The organism is Actinoplanes sp. ATCC 53533, from assembly GCF_003947245.1.
Genome location: NZ_QHHV01000010.1, coordinates 22,294 through 38,845, shown reverse-complemented (window position 1 = coordinate 38,845; position 16,552 = coordinate 22,294). Strand labels below are relative to the sequence as shown.

Sequence of the window (16,552 nt, the reverse complement as noted above, 5' to 3'; positions counted from 1 at the left end):
CGGCCCGTTTCGTGCGTTTCGCTTCGGGGCGTCGTTGCGAGCATGCGGATCCCCGCGCCCGGAGTGAGCGCGGGGATCCGCGGTGGAGTCAGCTCGCGGTCGTGAGGTTGTAGACCGTGCTGCCGCCGACGGTGGTGGCCGGGTACGTCGCCGCCACCCAGGTCGCGATCTGCGACGCCGCTGTGCTCGTGCCGTCCTGGCCGCCACGGCCGCCGCCGCCCATGCCGCCGCCCGCGATGTAGTAGCTGATCTGGCCCGCCGCCACGTAGGCCTGGAACTGGGCCAGCGTGGGGGAGGGGTCGCTGCCGTTCCAGCCGCCCAGGGCGATCACCGCGGTGCCGCTGGCCAGCTCCAGGCCGGCCGCCGAGGTCGCGCCGCTGACCGCCGCCGACCACTTTGCCGTGCTCGCCTTGAGCAGCGCGCTCAGCTCGCTGTTCGTGCTGCCCTCACCGCCCATGCCGCCGCCCGGCCCGCCGGTGCCGCCCGGCCCGCCGGTGTCGCCCGGTGCGCCGGTCCCGCCCGGCCCGCCGGCCGCCGCCGGTGCGTCGCCGGTCGTCGGTGCTTGTCCTGCGGCCGTGTTGCCGGTCGTCGGCGGTGATTCCGCGGCCGTGTTGCCGGTCGCCGGCGGTGATTCCGCGGCCGTGTTGCCGGTCGTCGGCGGTGATTCCGCGGCCGGGTCGCCGGGAGCCGTCGGACCGGTGGTGCCGGTGTTGCGGTTGCGGGCCTCGTTCGCCGTACCGTTGGGGTTGCCAAATCCTCGGCCGCCGCCGGACGACGAGGCCGCCGCCGGGCCGGAGCTCGGGATGCTGCCGGTGTGCGCGTTCGCGGCCGTCGCGTTCGCCCAGGCCGCGCTGCCCGCACCCGCCGACAGCATCGCCGTCAGCACCGCGGCCACCGCCAGCCTGCGCAGCCGCAGCGCCGGAGCGAGCAACGCGAGCGCCGCGAGCGCCCCGACCGCGAGCGACGCCCAGCGCAGCGCCGGCAGCCAGTCCGTGCGGCCCAGCAGCACGAAGCCCCAGGTCGCGGTGGCGAGCACCATCGCGGCCAGGGCGGCCCGGGCCGGCAGGGCGCCGCGGTAGAGCCACAGCACCCGGGCGCCGATGCCGGTCAGTGCGGCGATCGCCGGGGCCAGGGCCACCGTGTAGTACGGGTGGATCGTGCCGCTCATGTACGAGAAGGTCGCCCCGGTGACCAGCAGCCAGCCGCCCCACAGCACCGCGGCCGCGCGGGCCCGGTCGGTGCGCGGCGCCCGCCAGGTCGCCGCCAGCACCGCCACCAGTGCGATCAGCGCGGCCGGTAGCAGCCAGGAGATCTCGGTGCCCATCGCCGTGCCGAACAGCCGGCCGATGCCGGTGGCCCCGCCGAAGCCGACGTTCTGACCGCCCGCGCCGCCCCCTCCGCCGTTGCCCGCGCCGCCGAGGATGCGGCCCAGGCCGTTGTAGCCGAGCGCGAGCTCCCACAGGGTGTTGTTCGTGGATCCGGCGATGTACGGCCGCGACGACGCCGGCCACAGCGACACCAGGGCGACGTACCAGCCGGCCGAGGCGACCAGGGCGAGGCCGGCGACCAGCAGGTCGCGGATCCGCCGGCCCAGGCCGGTCGGCGCGGCCAGCAGGTAGACCAGGGCGAACGCCGGCAGCACCAGGAACGCCTGCATCATCTTGGTGAGGAAGCCGAAGCCGAGCAGCACGCCGGTGAGGGCCAGCCACTTCCCGGAGGCCGTCTCGACGGCCCGGACCGTCGTGTACGCACCCGCGGTCATCAGCAGCACCAGCAGCGCGTCCGGGTTGTCGAACCGGAACATCAGCACCGCCACCGGGGTCAGCGCCAGCGCCGCCCCGGCGAGCAGCCCCGCCGCCGGGCCGAACCAGCGTTTCACGCTCGCGTGCAGCAGGGCCACGGCGGCCACGCCCATCAGGGCCTGGGGCGCCAGGATCGACCAGCTGTTGACGCCGAAGATCCGGGCGGACAGGCCCATCACCCACATCGCCGCGGGCGGCTTGTCGACGGTGATCGCGTTGCCCGCGTCCAGCGCGCCGAACAGCAACGCCTTCCAGCTCTGCGCCCCGGCCTGGGCCGCGGCGGCGTAGAAGCTGTTGCCCCAGCCGGACGCCGACAGGTTCCACAGGTAGAGCAGCGCCGTCGCGCCCAGCAGCGCGATCAGGGCGGGCTTCTCCCAGCCGGTCCGGCGGGCGTGCCGGGTGGCCGGTGGGAGGTCTGCGGCCGGGGCCGGCCGGTCCATCAACGTCGTCATGGCCCTCACCCTCGGCACCGCGGCTACGGGGGCTCTGTGACCGTTCTGTGGGGCAGCTGTGAGAGGTGGATCACTGCTGGGGGCAGTCGCCGGGGTCGATGCCCTGCACGATCCGGTTGCTGATGTCGCCGAGGTGGCGGAGCTGGGCCGGGGTGAGCGCGTCGACGACCAGGCGCCGGACGGTCTCGACGTGGCCCGGCGCGGTCGCCACGACCTTGGCCCAGCCCTCGTCGGTGAGGATCGCGTTGGTGTAGCGGCCGTCGGCCGGGTCCAGCTCGCGGCGGATCCAGCCGCGCTTCTCGAGGCGCTTGATCAGGTGGGACATCCGGGAGAGCGAGCCCTGGCTGAACCGGGCCAGGCTGCTGATCCGCAGGGTGCGGCCCGGTGCCTCGGAGAGGCCGGCCAGCACCGTGTATTCGAACTGGGTGATGCCGGCGGTGCGCTGCATCTCGCCGTCCAGCTCGCCGGGCAGGACCACGAGCAGGGCGGCGAAGCGCATCCAGGACCGTAGTTGCTGCTCGTCGAGCCAGTTCACCTCATCGTCCACCTGTCGATCTTACCGGTTGACCGTTCAACTCAAACCGCATACCTTTCACTAGAACGTTCAACTCTTCGAAGGGCAACCGATGAACATCGTCCTGTGGATCGTGGCCGGACTGCTGGCCCTCGCCTTCCTCGCGGCCGGCCTCATGAAGGCGCTGCGTCCCAAGGAGGCGCTCGTCACATCCGGCCTGGCCTGGGTCGAGGACTTCTCGCCCGGCATGGTCAAGGCCATCGGGGTCCTGGAGGTCCTCGCCGCGATCGGCCTGATCCTGCCCGCCGCGCTCGACATCGCGCCGGTCTTCGTGCCGCTGGCCGCGCTCGGCCTGGTGCTGATGATGATCGGGGCGGTCATCGTGCACGTACGCCGCAACGAGTACCAGGCCGTCGCGCCGAGCGCCATCCTGCTGCTGCTCTCCGCCTTCGTGGCCTGGGGCAGGTTCGGACCGTACTCGTTCTGACCGGCCCTGGTTCGCGGCGGTCCGCTTCGATCCGTGCCACGATGAACGCGAGAATTCAGGTCCAGGCGGGAGTCAAGGCAATGAGCGAACACGTTTCCGACAGCGCCGAATGGCAGGCTGTGCAGGGGCACGCCGAGAAGTTCTCGAGCGTGCACCTGCGCGAGCTGTTCGACAGCGACCCCCGGCGCGGTGAACGGCTCACCGCCCAGGTGGCGGACCTCTACGTGGACTACAGCAAGAACCTGGTCACCGACGAGGTCCTCACCGCGCTGATCGCGCTGGCCGACCGCGCCGGGCTGCGCGAGCGCACCGCGGCCATGTTCGCCGGGGACCACATCAACGTCACCGAGGACCGTGCCGTGCTGCACACCGCGTTGCGGCTGCCGCGCGACGCCACGCTGGTCGTCGACGGCCAGGACGTCGTCCGCGACGTGCACGAGGTCCTCGACCGGATGGGCGCGTTCACCGACCGGGTGCGCTCCGGCGAGTGGACCGGCGCCACCGGGCAGCGGATCAGGACGATCGTCAACATCGGCATCGGCGGGTCGGACCTCGGGCCGGTGATGGCGTACGAGGCGCTGAAGGCGTACGCGGACGCGGGCCTGGAGTGCCGCTTCATCTCCAACATCGATCCCACCGACCTGTACGCGAAGACCCACGACCTGGACCCGGCGTCCACCCTGTTCGTGATCGTGTCGAAGACCTTCGGCACCCAGGAGACGCTGACCAACGCCACCGAGGCCCGCAACTGGCTGCTGGCCGGCCTCGGCGGCGACTCCACCGCGGTGGCCAGGCACTTCGTCGCGGTCAGCACCAACGCCCAGCGGGTCGCCGACTTCGGCATCGACACCGCGAACATGTTCGGCTTCTGGGACTGGGTCGGCGGGCGCTACTCGCTGCCCTCGGCGGTCGGCCTGTCGGTGATGCTGGCGATCGGCAAGGAGCGCTTCGCCGAGTTGCTCGCCGGCTACCACGCCGTGGACGAGCACTTCCGCACCGCGCCGCTGGAGCGCAACGTGCCGGCCCTGCTCGGGCTGCTGAACGTCTGGTACGACACGTTCCTCGGCGCGCAGTCGCACGCGGTGCTGCCGTACTCGCAGTATCTGCACCGCTTCGCCGCGTACCTGCAGCAGCTGACCATGGAGAGCAACGGCAAGCACGTGCGCCTGGACGGTTCCGGGGTGGACTACCAGACCGGCGAGGTCTTCTGGGGCGAGCCCGGCACCAACGGCCAGCACGCCTTCTACCAGCTCATCCACCAGGGCACCAAGCTGATCCCGGCCGACTTCATCGGCTTCAGCGTGCCCAACCACGACACCGGCGAGATGCACGACCTGTTCATGTCGAACTTCTTCGCCCAGACCAGCGCGCTCGCGTTCGGCCGCACGGCCGAGCAGATCGAGGCCGAGGGCGTGCCGGCGGAGATCGTGCCGCACAAGGTGATGCCGGGCAACCACCCGACCACCACCATCCTGGCCGAGAAGCTCACCCCGGGCGTCCTGGGCCAGCTCATCGCGCTCTACGAGCACGCCACGTTCACCCAGGGCACGATCTGGGAGATCAACTCGTTCGACCAGTGGGGCGTGGAGCTCGGCAAGGTCCTGGCCAACCAGCTCGCGCCGCAGCTGACCGCGCCGCAGGCCGCCGCGGCCGGCGGCAACGACTCGTCGACCGATGCGCTGATCGCGCGGTACCGCACCCAGCGCGGCCGCTGATCGTTTTCCGGGCGCCCCTTTTCTGTCAGAGGGGCGCCCTAAGCTGCGTCTGTGGAATTGACGACGGCGCAGGCACTGGCCCTGCGCATGCGCAGCCTCCTGCTCACCCCGCCGTCCGGCCGGGACGACGTCGCCGGCATCGTCGAGTGGTTCGGCGCGATGCAGGCGCAGGACATGGCCAGCGGCCTGTGGTCGCTGGGCGGGCGCCTGCCCGGCCGCACGGAGGAGGACGTCCGCGCGGCCCTGGAGCGCCGCGAGGCGATCCGCACCTGGCCGATGCGCGGCACCGTCCACCTGGTCCCGCCCGCCGACGCGCGCTGGATGCTGGAGCTGATGGGCACGCGCGTGCTGGCCGGGGCGGCGAAACGCCGCGAGACCATCGGCCTGTCCGAGGCGGCGGCCGACCGCGGCGTCGAGATCCTGGCCACGATCCTCAAGGGCGACCGGCTGACCCGCGCCGAGTGCCTGGCGGCCCTCGCCGAGGCGGGCGTCGAGCTGGGCCCGCAGATGGGCTACCACCTGCTCTGGTATGCGAGCCAGCGGGGCGTCACCTGCATCGCCCCGCACATCGGCAAGGAGCAGACGTTCGTGCTGCTCGACGAGTGGGCGCCGCAGCCCAACAGGCCGTCGCGCGCCGAGGCCCTGGGCATCATCGCGACCCGCTTCTTCCGCAGTCACGGCCCGGCGACCCGGGCCGACCTCGTCCGCTGGACCGGGCTGACCATGACGGACGTGAAGGCGGGGGTGGCGGCGGCCGGCGCGGCGCTGACCACCGTGCGGGTCGGTGGCACGGAGATGCTGGTCGACCCGGCACTGCTCGCGGGCGACCTGAGCGAGGTGGCCGACGACTGGGTGGCCCTGCCCGGCTTCGACGAATACATGCTGGGCTACCGGGACCGCACGCTGATGCTGGACGACGGGCACCTGGCCGCGGTCGTGCCGGGCGGCAACGGCGTCTTCCGCTCCACCCTGGTCCGCGGCGGCCGGGTGGTCGGCACCTGGACCCGCACGCTCGGCAAGAAGGCGGTGACCATCGACATCCAGCCGCTGGTGGAGCTCGGCCCGGCCGAGCGGGCGCGGGCGGAGGAGGCCCTCCAGCCGTACGCGGCCTTCGTCGGCCTGCCCGCGCGGATCAGCTGGGCCTCGTAGCGCTTTGTCAGGTTGATCGGCACCAGCCGGAGGTGATGATCGTCCCCGTCGATACACTTCCCGCCCGCACACCGAACGGGGACGAACATGGGCTTCTGGAAACGATGTCTGGCCGCGGCCGCGGCGACCGCGGCGATGGTCGTGCTGGCGCCGGCGACGGCCGGGCGGGCGGACGTCGTCACGCCGGCGACGGCCGGGCCGATCCGCACGATCTCATACAACGTCTGCGGCGCGAGTGCCTGCCAGAGCACCCTGGGGCTGTCGGCCTGGACCACGGCGATCAAGCGGGAGATCACCGCCTGGGACGCGGACGCCGTCATGCTGCAGGAGCTCTGCATCGGCCAGTGGGTCGCGCTGCGGGACAACCTGCCGGGATACCGTGCGGTGTGGACCTCCACGGTCCTGGAGGCGGACGGCTGCCGGAAGTGGAACGCCGATGCCAGGTTCGGTCTCGGCGTGCTCGTCAAGACGAGCAGTCCGGTTGACCGGCTGGTCGGCAACCTGTCGGTGCCGTCCGGCGAGGAGAACCGCTCGGTCCTGTGCGCACGTGGCGCCGTCGACGGGCGGACGACGCTGGCCTGCAGCACGCACCTCGCCCAGTACATCAAGCCCGACAACGGGACGAGCCAGCTGATGGCGTACGTGGGGCAGTGGGCCGGAACATCCCCGGTGCTGATCGGCGCGGACGTCAACGCCGACTCGTTCACCTCCTCCGTCGTCGGGCCCATCCGCGCCGGGGCGGCCGGCACGGGCAGGTTCGCCGAGGTGGACGAGAACGATCGGGACCACTTCTCGGCGGAGTGCCTGGCGGCGGGGGCCCGCGAGTGCGACACGGGCGAGGGCACCATCGCGGGCGGGCGGAAGTTCGACGACATCTTCGTCACCTCGGCCGACTTCCACACGGTGCGCGGGGACGCGGTCGAGCCGGGGCTCTCCGACCATCGCCTGTTGCGCGGAGCGGCCTCCGCCGAGGCCCGCCCCGCCGGCTGAGCAGGCTCGCGGAGGCGGACGCGATGGTGCCGGCCGGCGATGGTGCGCAGCTCCTGGAGTCCGGCGACACCATCGTCGAGCTGGGCTAGCCGAGCGCCCGGACGATCTCCAGCACACTGTCCGCGCAGCCCCACGACAGGCTGACCCCGGCGCCGCTGTGCCCGTAGTTGTGCACCACGTGCTGCCCGCCGACCTCCTCGTGCTCCAGCCGGATCTCCGGGCGCTGCGGCCGGATGCCGGTGCGGTGCCCGAGCACCCGCGCGGTCGCGATGGCGGGCACGATCCCGGCGCACCGGGCCACGATCCCGGCGGCGACGTCCCGGTCCGGCTCGGGGTCCCATTGCCCCTTGTCGGCGCTGCCGCCCAGCAGCAGCACGTCACCCTGGGGGAGCAGGTAGGTCATCTCCTCCAGCTCCTCGGTGTGCTCCGCGAAGAACTCCGTCACCCCGGGGTTGCGAACCGCGACGAGCTGGCCGCGGATCGGCTCCACCTCGGGATCTGGCACGAGCTCACGCGCGCCGATCCCGGTGCAGTTGACGACGACGGGCGCCAGCTCCTCGCCGAGCGAGCGCACGTGCCCGATCTCCAGCGCGCCGCCGGCCGCGACCAGCCGCCGCTCCAGATAGGCCAGGTAGGGCGGCATGTCGATGATCGGCGCGGTGTAGCGCCACCCGCTGGCGAAGCCGCCCGGCAGCTCGGCGGCGGCACACTCGCGGAAGCCCGGCAGGTCGTGGGCCCAGCCCGGCGACGGGATCGACCTGCGGGAGGCCTCGACGCCGGGCACGAGCCGCACCTCCGGCCGGCCCGCGGCGACCATGTCGCAGAAGACGTGGTAGCTGCGGGTGCTCCAGCGCAGCACCAGCGGATGGTTGGCGTAGATGGGATCCCAGATGGCGCCCGCGGCCGCCGACGTGCTCCGCTCGGGTCTCTGCCGCGCGCGGACCCGGACGCGCATCCCCGCCTCGGCGAGCCGGACGGCCGTGGTCAGGCCTGATACGCCGGCGCCGATTGTCAGGACATCGGGTCGGGCACGGGTCATCGTCCGACGCTATCCGGGCGCCGACCGTTCTCACGTAGAGGGACGTAAATGTACGGCGGATGCGGACAATGGCGCGGGAAGGTTGTCCGGTCGGCCCGGAAGGTGCTAGCGAAATCCACACAGTGTTTGACTATGGATACTGAGCGTGTTGCGTTCCGCGATCGAATGCGGTGCAATCGACAGGCTGGCGACACGCGTGGCACGGGGCCACGCCGCTGGGGAGTCATCGGTCACCGCTGACCCTTGCGCGCCGTCCGGCGTCTCCCCGGTGTTCCGGAACCGCCGTGCATGGGGGAGCCGATGCTGATCGCTGGCGAGGTGCACACCGGCCTGCTCCGCGGGCCCGAACCGGTGACCGCCGAGCAGGCCCGCGGCCTGGTGGACCTCGTGATCGGTGAGCCGGTGCTGGTGTCGCACCGGCCGATCGCGTACGTGCGCTCCCCGGAGATACCCGTCGGTGTCGACTGTGGACTCGGCTCGGCCGGCGCCACCCGCCGGGTGCGGGGGGTCGGCACCGCGCTGCAGCGCGCCGCGATCACCGGCGGTCACGTGGTGCAGGGCTCCGCCGCCACCACCCTGGTCCGCGCCGAGGGCGGCGCCCGGCAGCCGTGGTCGCACTACCTGACCCGGCCGGGCGTCATCGAGACGCTGAGCCGCACCCGGTGGGACGAGGTGGCCGCCGCCCTCGCCGGACCGGACCGGCCCGGTGACGCCCTCGACCTGGGGGCCATGGCGGGCCGGGCGGCCGACCGGGTCCAGCGTTCCCACGCGGGCGGCGGGCCCGTCCGGCTGCGGGCGCCGCGCACCCGGCTGCGGTGGACGGCGCGCATCGGCTCGGACGCACCTCGGATCCGGTACTCGGTCCGGTCGGATGACCTGCGGCTGCTGGAGCTGTGGGTGCCCGGCGGCGAGCCGGAGCGGGCCGGTGAGCTGACGGCGCTCGCCGAGGACGTGGCCCTGCACGACTGGCTGCTGAGCACGCTGCTGGAGATCGTCGGCAAGAGCGCCATCGGCGTCATCGAGCGCCGCGCCGCGCTGGAGCGGCTGCTGCCGGCCATCGACTACCTGCTGCACCTGTGGATGCCCGGCGCCCGCGGCGACGAGGTCGCCACCGAGGTCTGGGCCGCCCTGGACCGGCGGCCCGGCTTCAGCCGGCAGTGGACCACCCTCGTGCACCGGATCCGCGATCAGCTGTCGGTCGGTGCGGTGGCGGCGCTGGCAGCGGCGGCCCCGCGGTGATGTCCCTGGGCGGGCAGTCGTCCGAACACTCCAGTGTCACCCGCAAGGCGCTGCTCACCGTCGGTCTCGGCGGGGCCACCTTCCTGATCACCAACGCGCTCAACCAGCCCCAGCACGTCCAGATCACGCTCTCCATCCTGATCGGCGGCATCGCGCTGATCATCCGGTTCCTGGTGGACTTCGAAAACCGGCTCGCGGCCGTGGAGAAGCTGGAGAAGGACGGCATGACCGAGATGAAGCACCTGGTCGGCGACGCCTATTCGCAGATCAGCGAGGCCACCGAGCTGTTCGGGCTGATCGAGGCGTCCGCGTTGCAGACCGACCTGGTCACCCAGCTGGTGCGCAACTCGACGCAGATCTCACCCACCTCGCCGCCGATCGTCTACCACTTCGTCCAGGCCAAGATCAAGGAGACCTCGGACTTCCTCAAGCAGCTCGCCGAGGGCGGCACGGTCACCTACTACGGCGAGGACCGCGACTGGCTGCTGGGCCTGACCCGCAACGCCACCGTCAGCATCGACGCGATCAGCATGACGGCCGTCGACCACGACCTCTGGCAGAGCGAGATCGGCCAGCGCTACCTCGACGCCCAGCGCCGCGCCGCCGGCAGCGGCAAGCGGGTCCGGCGCATCTTCGTGCTCGACTCGCCCGGGATGGCCGACGACCCGGCGATCCGGCGCGCCTGCGAGGAACAGCGCGACATGCGGATCGACGTGCGGCTGCTCGACCGGGCGGCGGTGCCGCCGCCGCTGCGGGTCCAGGTTCGCGACCTGATCGTCTTCGACGACACCCTGGCGTACGAGACCAACCCCACCACGACCGCCGACCCGAAGCACGCCCAGATCGCCGAGACCCGCCTGGTTCTCACCGATTCCCGGGTCAAGGAGTGCGCGCAGCTCTTCCGCGAGCTGTGGGACGTCTCCCGCGATCCGGACGCCGCTCACAGGAACGCGTAGCGGATCCGGTCGACCAGCTCGCCGGGCAGGGTGATCCCCTCGGCGCCGGCCCGCTCCACGACCTGCTCCGCGACGGTCGCGTCCACGGCGATCTGGCCCAGAATCGTGCGCACGGCCAGCTCGATCGGCAGGTAGCGGGCCCCGAGCGCGGAGAACGTCCGGTATGCCCGGAAGGCTGCCGCGTGCGGATTGAGCTGGACGATGGCCGGCATCCGCTCCCACTCCTCCGGCGCGTCGGCCGGGTCCATCCGCTGCGGCTCGCCCACCGGCTCGCCCAGGTGCCGGATCAGTCCCAGCCGCTGCAGCTGCCAGACGGCCGCGAGGAACGGGCATGACCAATGCGGGTTGTCCGCCGGCCCGTTCCACAACTCGATGTCCACAAAGATCGAGTGGTTCTGCACGGCGCTCTGCCGCGGTGGCCGCCACGCCCGAGGCGCCGCCATCGCGGACGCGGGACCCTCCCCGCCGCGTTCCCCGTTGCTGAGCCAACCGCTCACGGCCGTCGGCGGGCGGCTGCCGTTGGCACCCTCGGGCGGCTCGGCCACCAGATGCTGGCGTACGAGGGTCGCCACGTCGATGCCGTCGGCGACCGCACAGCCGGACTCCCGGGCCACATAGTCGATCTCGAGCCCGGCCTCGTCCGCCGCCGCGACCAGGTCGGCGATCACCGCCCGCGGCGTGCTGAACCGGGTGAAGTAGTCGTCGATCAGGAAACACGTGCTCACCCGGGGCGGGCGCTGCCCCAGCTCGTCGGCGCAGGCCCGCCGGGCGGCGGCGACCCACGGCCGGACGGCCTCGAACTGGGCCCGCAACCGCTGCTGGCCGGCCGCGAAGTCCTCCATGTAGAGGTGGCCCAGCTCGACGGACAGGTGCGCCAGGGCGACCTTGCGCACCACCGGCGTGGCGCTCTGCTCCACGAAGACGCCGTCGTAGGCGGTCACAGCCCGATCCAGGCGTCGTCGTCCACGATCTTCTTGGCCAGGTCGTCGAAGGCGTTGACGGTGCGCTGGTTGGCGGTGCGGTGCAGCCACACGTCGTCGTTGGACAGCAGCTGCTCCTGCCACTGCAACACCGGGTCGAGGGGGACCTGACCCAGGACGGTGCTCCGGCCGACCAGCTCGCGGCTGGCCAGATCCTGCAGCCGCCGGTTGCAGACGTCCAGCCAGGCGAGCTGCTCCGGGCGCAGGCCGGCCTGGTCGGGCGAGGCCGGATCGAGCACCGCCGTGCGGACGAACCGGATGGTGGCCTTGAGCGCCGCGAGCTCGTGCCCGAGCTGGGTGCCGGTCTGCAGGATGCCCTGCGGGCCGTGCACCAGGCTGGCCGCCGCGATGATGTGCTGCCGCGTCCACCGGTGGAAGACCAGCCAGCGCGCCTCGACGCCGCGCAGGGCCGCGGCGGCGGTCGCCGCCAGGACGATCTCGGTGGCGTACGAGCGGCCGGCGCTCAGATCCACGATGACCAGGTCGAACTCGGTGTCCGCCTGCACCAGCAGATCGATGCAGCGGTCCACGACACCCGGCTGCGCGTGGAACTCGCCCCGGCCGCTGTCGCCCGGGAACAGGGTCAGCCGCCCGGCACCGGCGGGCCGCCCGCGCAGCACGTCGCGTTCCGACTCCGTCCAGATGTCGATCCTGCGCGGCGCCGCCACCCCGTCCACCAGGTAGCTGTGCAGGCCGCCGGCCGGCACACCGGCGAGGGCGTCCGGCAGATCGAAGATGGCGCCGGCGGTCGGCGAGCCGAAGTCGAAGTCGAGATAGCAGCAGTCGCCGCCCTGCAAGGCATGCCGGTAGGCCACGTTGCTGCTGGTGACCGAGCGTCCGGTGCCACCCTTGTCGGAGGTCGCGAAGATCAGCACGGTCAGCTCGTCCCGATGTTGGCCCGGCGGGCCGCCGAGAGCCGGTCGAGCTTGCGCAGCACCTCCTCGGTCACGGCCACCGCGACGCCCGGGCGTTCGCCGCGCACCGCCCGGGCACGGCGCAGCTCGACGCCGATCCGGTCGAGCTCGACGCGCAACTGCTCGCCGCTGTCCGTGGAGCCGTTGAGCAGCTCCCGGTCGTAGAGGTGGTCGGCCTCGTTGAGCAGCTCGGCGGCGATCTGCGCGAGCAGGGCGCTGCGCAGCGGCGGCTCCTGGATCACCCGGGCGGCGGTGACCAGGCAGTCCACCACGCGCTTCGTGTAATACCAGGAGACCTCGGTGAGCTCGACCCGCAGCTGGGGGAAGGCCCCGGCCGGCTGGTCCCACAGGCCCCGGGCCGGGCCCTGCCGGATGACCCGCTTTTGCAGGTGGTCCCAGAGCTCGTCGGACAGGTCCAGCAGCCGGCTGCGCGAGGTGCCCTCCGACAGCAGGCTGGCCAGGTTGAGCGTGCGCTTGAGCAGCAGCGGCGAGATGTCCGCGACCGTCCAGGCGAGCCGGGGGCCGCCCAGATCCTCGCTGCCGACCAGCGGGAAGTGCAGGCCGGGGTGGTGCACGTTCAGCGCCGCCTCGCGTTCCGAGGACCGGCGGGTGATCCGGCTGCGGTTGGCGAGCTCGTCGAGGACGGCGGCCACCCGGGTCAGCTCCGCGTTCGAGGCGCGCATGGCCACCATGTTCTGCACCACCATGCCGCTGACCAGCAGGCTCAGGTAGTCGAACTCGATGCCGTCGGTGGTGCGCCAGGGCAGGTCTTCCAGCGGCCAGCGGCCGGAGCCGAAGGTGGCGATCGTGGCCCAGTAGGACCGCGCGAGCTCCCAGCGCAGCTGCAGCGCCTGCGCCAGCTTGGACTGGGCCTCGTCGAGCAGGCCCAGCAGCCGGGTCCGCTCGGCGAACAGCGTCTGGATCGCGTCCAGCGCGACGGTCGTGAAGTAGAGATAGGGCGCGCTCTCGGCCACCCCGTCGCGCTGCACGCCGACGTCCACAGTGGTCTCGATCAGCGGCGCTTCCTTGACCAGTCCCCACGACCAGCCGCACTCGAACAGCCGGTTGGGAATGTCGAGCTCGCTGCTCTCGGCCGCACCGGAACCGATGGTGACATCGTCGCGCAGCCGGGCGTTGATCTCCCGCAACGCCTCGCGCAGCTCCTCGACCACCTGCCGGGTCGGCCGGCGTTCCTGGTTCACCGTGCGGATCAGCTCGCGGCCGAGACTCCCGTCGGCGGAGAAGACGTTGACCGCGAAGCTGCGCAGCAGTCCCACCATCGCGGCGGTCAGCCGGGTGCTCGCCATCCGCTCCAGCCGGTCCACGTCATCGAGCAGGCTGGGCCGGGTGACCACGGTCCGGAACACCTTGGTGAAACCGATGACGGCGAGCATCAGCGTGACCGAGATGGAGAACGAGTCGACCACGTCGAGCCCGCGCTGCTGGGTCTTGATCTCGTCGCCCTCGGTGTCGGGCTGGAAATAGGTGTCGCCGGAGAAGATCGGTGTGCCGTCCGGGGCGGTGTAGCGCTCCAGGTAGTCGGTCAGGGCCGTGATCAGCCGCTGCGGGACCTGGATGTCGTCGCCCAGCACGCCCAGCGCGGCGATCACGTCGCTCGCGGCGGCGTCGGGTTTGTCCAGTCGGAAGATCGGCACCTCGGTCGCCGGTGCCATCAGGCACAGCAACTGCTCGGCGTCGCTGATCGAATTGGCACCCTCGCGGCCCCCGAAGCGCCACGCGCTGTCGGGATAGGACAGCCGGGCGGTCGCGCGCCAGACATCGAGGAGTTGTTGACGTGGCTGGATCTGCATCGGTGTGCCGTCACCTACCCGTCCGTGGGTGAGTTACGCCGGTTTCTTCCGTCCGGTCGCCACAATCATCCCGTGGTAACCGTCGCGCAGGTCCCAACTGTCCACTGTCTGGATCCGGACATCGGTGGCGACCGCGTGCAGCGCCAGGCGCACGTCGCGTTCGTCGACCGAGCACGCCGGGAAGTCGCGCGCTCCCACACGGTAGCCGGACGAGTCACGCATGAATGCGGCGGCGAAGGGGGCGCGCGGCACCAGGGAGTTGACGAAGGACCGGGTGGCCCGGACGAACTCGCTGTCGCGGGTGGTGATCGACTCAGCGACGAAGAACATCGTGCCCATGTCGTAGGTGGCCGCGGGCAGGCTGAAGATGTTGCCCTTGACCACGTTGTTGCGGCGGCTGAGCAGATCGAAGGGATTTCTGATGGACTCGTAGGATCGCCGGCCGTCCTTCATGCGGTCCCAGAACTGCCACCATGAGGGATGCGGGCTGAGGATCTCGGTCGCGAGCCACTCGCGGTTGGTGAAGGCCCGCTCCACCAGATGGAGCTCCGCGGCGAAGGGCAGCATGGTCAGGGCCGGGTAGAGGTTGGCGCCGGCGCCGACGTCGATGGCCCGGGGCCGCAGCTTGCGCGGGGCCTCGTTCCGCTGGAAGAAGGTGGCGACGATGTCGATGATCTGCTCGTCGTCGCCGCGCAGCTTGCTGTAGTTGTGTTCGAAGTAGGCGTCGGAGTCGAACGAGTCCCACGGGAAGTTTTCGTTGTCCAACGAGTCTATTTTGACCAACGACGGCACCGCGATGTCGATCGCGGAGTCGAAGCGCGGGTCCAGGTCGGTCACGAAACTTCCTCCGGGCGATGGTGAGCTGTCGCTGTCGTGGGGAAGCTGCCCGAATCGGCGACTTCTTCCAGTTTAGGCCTTGCTGGGGCCCATGTTTCTGCGGTGCAACTTACGACATCTGTGTGTCGGGCAGGCACTCGGCGCGCAGGGCAGTCTCCTGCATTCTGTCGCACCATGCCAACAGGTGTCGCCCGCTTGGGCGAACTTGCTACCCGAAGGCTGGCCAGCGAACCAGATCAGGCCGACGCCGTCAATCGATCAGCGGCGACACTATCTGTAAACAATCCTTGATATTTGGGTTCGCGGCCGTGAGGATGGAGGTGGGACCGGGGTAGGTCATCGATGCGTCAGGAGCGGTCATGGGCGGACGTCGTACCGTATTCGCGCTGGTGGCAAGTGCTGCCATGGCCCTGGCGGCGGTGGCCTCGGCTGCCGGCGGGACGGTGGCGGTCGCCGGTGCCCCGGTGCGGGCGGCCGCGGTGGTCTGTTCGGCGCCGGCCTGGGCGGAGGGCAACACCTACGCCGTCGGCGCGCAGGTCACCTACGGCGGGAAGCTCTACTCGGCCCTGGTGACGCACACCGCGTACGTCGGCGCCGGCTGGAACCCCGCCGCCACGCCGTCCCTCTGGCGCGACCTCGGCGCCTGCACGGGCGGCCCCACGACCCCGCCGCCGTCCACCCCGCCCCCGACGACTCCGCCGCCCGGCGGCACCTGCGCCGTCAAGTCGCGGCCCGCGGGCAAGGTGCTCGTCGGCTACTGGGAGAACTGGGACGGCGCGAGCAACGGCGTGCACCCCGGCCTCGGCTGGATCCCGATCAACGACGGCCGGCTCGCCCAGCACGGCTACAACGTCATCAACGCGGCGTTCCCGGTGATCCGCTCCGACGGCACGGTGCTGTGGGAGAACGGCATGGACGCGGGCGTGCAGGTCTCCACTCCCGAGCAGATGTGCGCGGCCAAGGCGGGCGGCGCGACCCTGCTGATGTCGATCGGCGGCGCGGCGGCCGGCATCGACCTGAGCTCCAGCACGGTCGCCGACCGCTTCGTGGCCACCGTCGTGCCGATCCTCAGGCAGTACAACTTCGACGGTATCGACATCGACATCGAGACCGGACTGACCGGCAGCGGCAGCATCACCACGCTGTCGGCCTCGCAGGCGAACCTGATCCGCATCATCGACGGGGTACTGGCGCGGATGCCGTCGAACTTCGGGCTGACGATGGCGCCGGAGACCGCGTACGTCACCGGCGGCAGCGTCACCTACGGCTCGATCTGGGGCTCGTACCTGCCGATCATCAAGAAGTACGCCGACAACGGCCGGCTGTGGTGGCTGAACATGCAGTACTACAACGGCTCGATGTACGGCTGCGCCGGCGACTCGTACGGGGCGGGCACGGTGCAGGGCTTCGTCGCCCAGACGACCTGCCTCAACAACGGGCTGGTCATCCAGGGCACGACGATCCGGGTCCCGTACGACAAGCAGGTCCCGGGCCTGCCGGCGCAGGTCGGCGCGGGCGGCGGGTATATGACGCCGGCCCTGGTGACGCAGTCCTGGAACAGCTTCAACGGCGGGCTCAAGGGCTTGATGACGTGGTCGGCCAACTGGGACGGCTCGAAGGGCTGGACCTTCGGCGACAACGTGCAGCGACTGCAGGGCCGCTGACGG

The 16,552-nt window shown here is 71.5% G+C and carries 14 protein-coding genes; 7 read left to right on the top strand and 7 right to left on the bottom strand.

The annotated features are described in order from the left end of the window. Positions 1-88: 88 nt before the first annotated feature. The gene (locus tag DMB66_RS03295; RefSeq protein WP_125802494.1) at positions 89-2,254 is read right to left on the bottom strand and encodes a glycosyltransferase family 39 protein; all 2,166 of its coding nucleotides are present in this window, start codon (positions 2,252-2,254) and stop codon (positions 89-91) included. A 70-nt stretch (positions 2,255-2,324) separates the two neighbouring features. Beyond that, the gene (locus DMB66_RS03290) at positions 2,325-2,801 is read right to left on the bottom strand and encodes a MarR family winged helix-turn-helix transcriptional regulator (RefSeq protein ID WP_233624264.1); all 477 of its coding nucleotides are present in this window, start codon (positions 2,799-2,801) and stop codon (positions 2,325-2,327) included. Between the two features lie 79 nt (positions 2,802-2,880). On the opposite strand from DMB66_RS03290, the gene DMB66_RS03285 reads away from it, so the two are divergent. The 4 genes from DMB66_RS03285 (at position 2,881) to DMB66_RS03270 (ending at position 7,109) form a co-directional block, all read left to right on the top strand. After that, positions 2,881-3,255 (top strand): DoxX family protein, encoded by a 375-nt coding sequence (locus DMB66_RS03285; RefSeq protein ID WP_125802493.1) that lies wholly within the window; start codon positions 2,881-2,883, stop codon positions 3,253-3,255. Positions 3,256-3,335: 80 nt separating this feature from the next. Further along, positions 3,336-4,970 (top strand): glucose-6-phosphate isomerase, encoded by a 1,635-nt coding sequence (gene pgi / locus DMB66_RS03280; RefSeq protein WP_125802492.1) that lies wholly within the window; start codon positions 3,336-3,338, stop codon positions 4,968-4,970. Between the two features lie 51 nt (positions 4,971-5,021). Continuing rightward, the gene (locus DMB66_RS03275; protein WP_370318328.1) at positions 5,022-6,119 is read left to right on the top strand and encodes a winged helix DNA-binding domain-containing protein; all 1,098 of its coding nucleotides are present in this window, start codon (positions 5,022-5,024) and stop codon (positions 6,117-6,119) included. Between the two features lie 87 nt (positions 6,120-6,206). Further along, positions 6,207-7,109 (top strand): endonuclease/exonuclease/phosphatase family protein, encoded by a 903-nt coding sequence (locus DMB66_RS03270; protein ID WP_125802491.1) that lies wholly within the window; start codon positions 6,207-6,209, stop codon positions 7,107-7,109. Between the two features lie 85 nt (positions 7,110-7,194). Here the strand turns inward: DMB66_RS03270 and DMB66_RS03265 are convergent, their stop codons facing one another. After that, positions 7,195-8,148, bottom strand: coding sequence for an FAD-dependent oxidoreductase (locus DMB66_RS03265; protein WP_125802490.1), 954 nt, complete (start codon positions 8,146-8,148; stop codon positions 7,195-7,197). A gap of 300 nt (positions 8,149-8,448) precedes the next feature. On the opposite strand from DMB66_RS03265, the gene DMB66_RS03260 reads away from it, so the two are divergent. Together DMB66_RS03260 and DMB66_RS03255 are read left to right on the top strand one after the other, a co-directional pair. Beyond that, a complete protein-coding gene (locus DMB66_RS03260) occupies positions 8,449-9,387 on the top strand; it encodes an SCO2521 family protein (protein WP_125802489.1) in 939 nt (312 codons plus the stop codon). Further along, a complete protein-coding gene (locus tag DMB66_RS03255) occupies positions 9,387-10,343 on the top strand; it encodes a DUF6879 family protein (RefSeq protein ID WP_125802679.1) in 957 nt (318 codons plus the stop codon). The genes DMB66_RS03260 and DMB66_RS03255 overlap by 1 nt, the downstream gene beginning before the upstream one ends. On the opposite strand, the gene DMB66_RS03250 is transcribed toward DMB66_RS03255, so the two are convergent. The 4 genes from DMB66_RS03250 to DMB66_RS03235 are packed head-to-tail and all read right to left on the bottom strand — an operon-like array spanning position 10,328 to position 14,885. Continuing rightward, positions 10,328-11,284 carry an SCO2522 family protein gene (locus DMB66_RS03250; RefSeq protein WP_125802488.1) on the bottom strand — a complete coding sequence of 319 codons (957 nt, stop codon included), beginning with the start codon at positions 11,282-11,284 and terminating at the stop codon, positions 10,328-10,330. The genes DMB66_RS03255 and DMB66_RS03250 overlap by 16 nt on opposite strands. After that, entirely contained in the window at positions 11,281-12,198 is a 918-nt protein-coding gene (locus tag DMB66_RS03245; RefSeq protein ID WP_125802487.1) for an SCO2523 family variant P-loop protein, read from the bottom strand. Before DMB66_RS03245 ends, DMB66_RS03250 begins: the two co-directional genes overlap by 4 nt. A gap of 2 nt (positions 12,199-12,200) precedes the next feature. Continuing rightward, positions 12,201-14,048, bottom strand: coding sequence for an SCO2524 family protein (locus DMB66_RS03240; RefSeq protein WP_125802486.1), 1,848 nt, complete (start codon positions 14,046-14,048; stop codon positions 12,201-12,203). Between the two features lie 33 nt (positions 14,049-14,081). Then, positions 14,082-14,885 (bottom strand): SCO2525 family SAM-dependent methyltransferase, encoded by an 804-nt coding sequence (locus DMB66_RS03235; RefSeq protein WP_125802485.1) that lies wholly within the window; start codon positions 14,883-14,885, stop codon positions 14,082-14,084. A gap of 359 nt (positions 14,886-15,244) precedes the next feature. Between DMB66_RS03235 and DMB66_RS03230 the strand changes: the two genes are divergently transcribed. Beyond that, positions 15,245-16,549, top strand: a complete 1,305-nt coding sequence (locus tag DMB66_RS03230) for a glycosyl hydrolase family 18 protein (RefSeq protein WP_125802484.1) — start codon at positions 15,245-15,247, stop codon at positions 16,547-16,549. Positions 16,550-16,552 lie beyond the last annotated feature (3 nt).

Excerpts from the sequence above, each read along its gene's own strand:
- DMB66_RS03295 (WP_125802494.1), bottom strand. The coding sequence starts at position 2,254 with ATGACGACGTTGATGGACCGGCCGGCCCCGGCCGCAGACCTCCCACCG.
- DMB66_RS03285 (WP_125802493.1), top strand. The coding sequence starts at position 2,881 with ATGAACATCGTCCTGTGGATCGTGGCCGGACTGCTGGCCCTCGCCTTC.
- pgi (WP_125802492.1), top strand. The coding sequence starts at position 3,336 with ATGAGCGAACACGTTTCCGACAGCGCCGAATGGCAGGCTGTGCAGGGG.
- DMB66_RS03270 (WP_125802491.1), top strand. The coding sequence starts at position 6,207 with ATGGGCTTCTGGAAACGATGTCTGGCCGCGGCCGCGGCGACCGCGGCG.
- DMB66_RS03265 (WP_125802490.1), bottom strand. The coding sequence starts at position 8,148 with ATGACCCGTGCCCGACCCGATGTCCTGACAATCGGCGCCGGCGTATCA.
- DMB66_RS03260 (WP_125802489.1), top strand. The coding sequence starts at position 8,449 with ATGCTGATCGCTGGCGAGGTGCACACCGGCCTGCTCCGCGGGCCCGAA.
- DMB66_RS03255 (WP_125802679.1), top strand. The coding sequence starts at position 9,387 with ATGTCCCTGGGCGGGCAGTCGTCCGAACACTCCAGTGTCACCCGCAAG.
- DMB66_RS03240 (WP_125802486.1), bottom strand. The coding sequence starts at position 14,048 with ATGCAGATCCAGCCACGTCAACAACTCCTCGATGTCTGGCGCGCGACC.
- DMB66_RS03230 (WP_125802484.1), top strand. The coding sequence starts at position 15,245 with ATGGGCGGACGTCGTACCGTATTCGCGCTGGTGGCAAGTGCTGCCATG.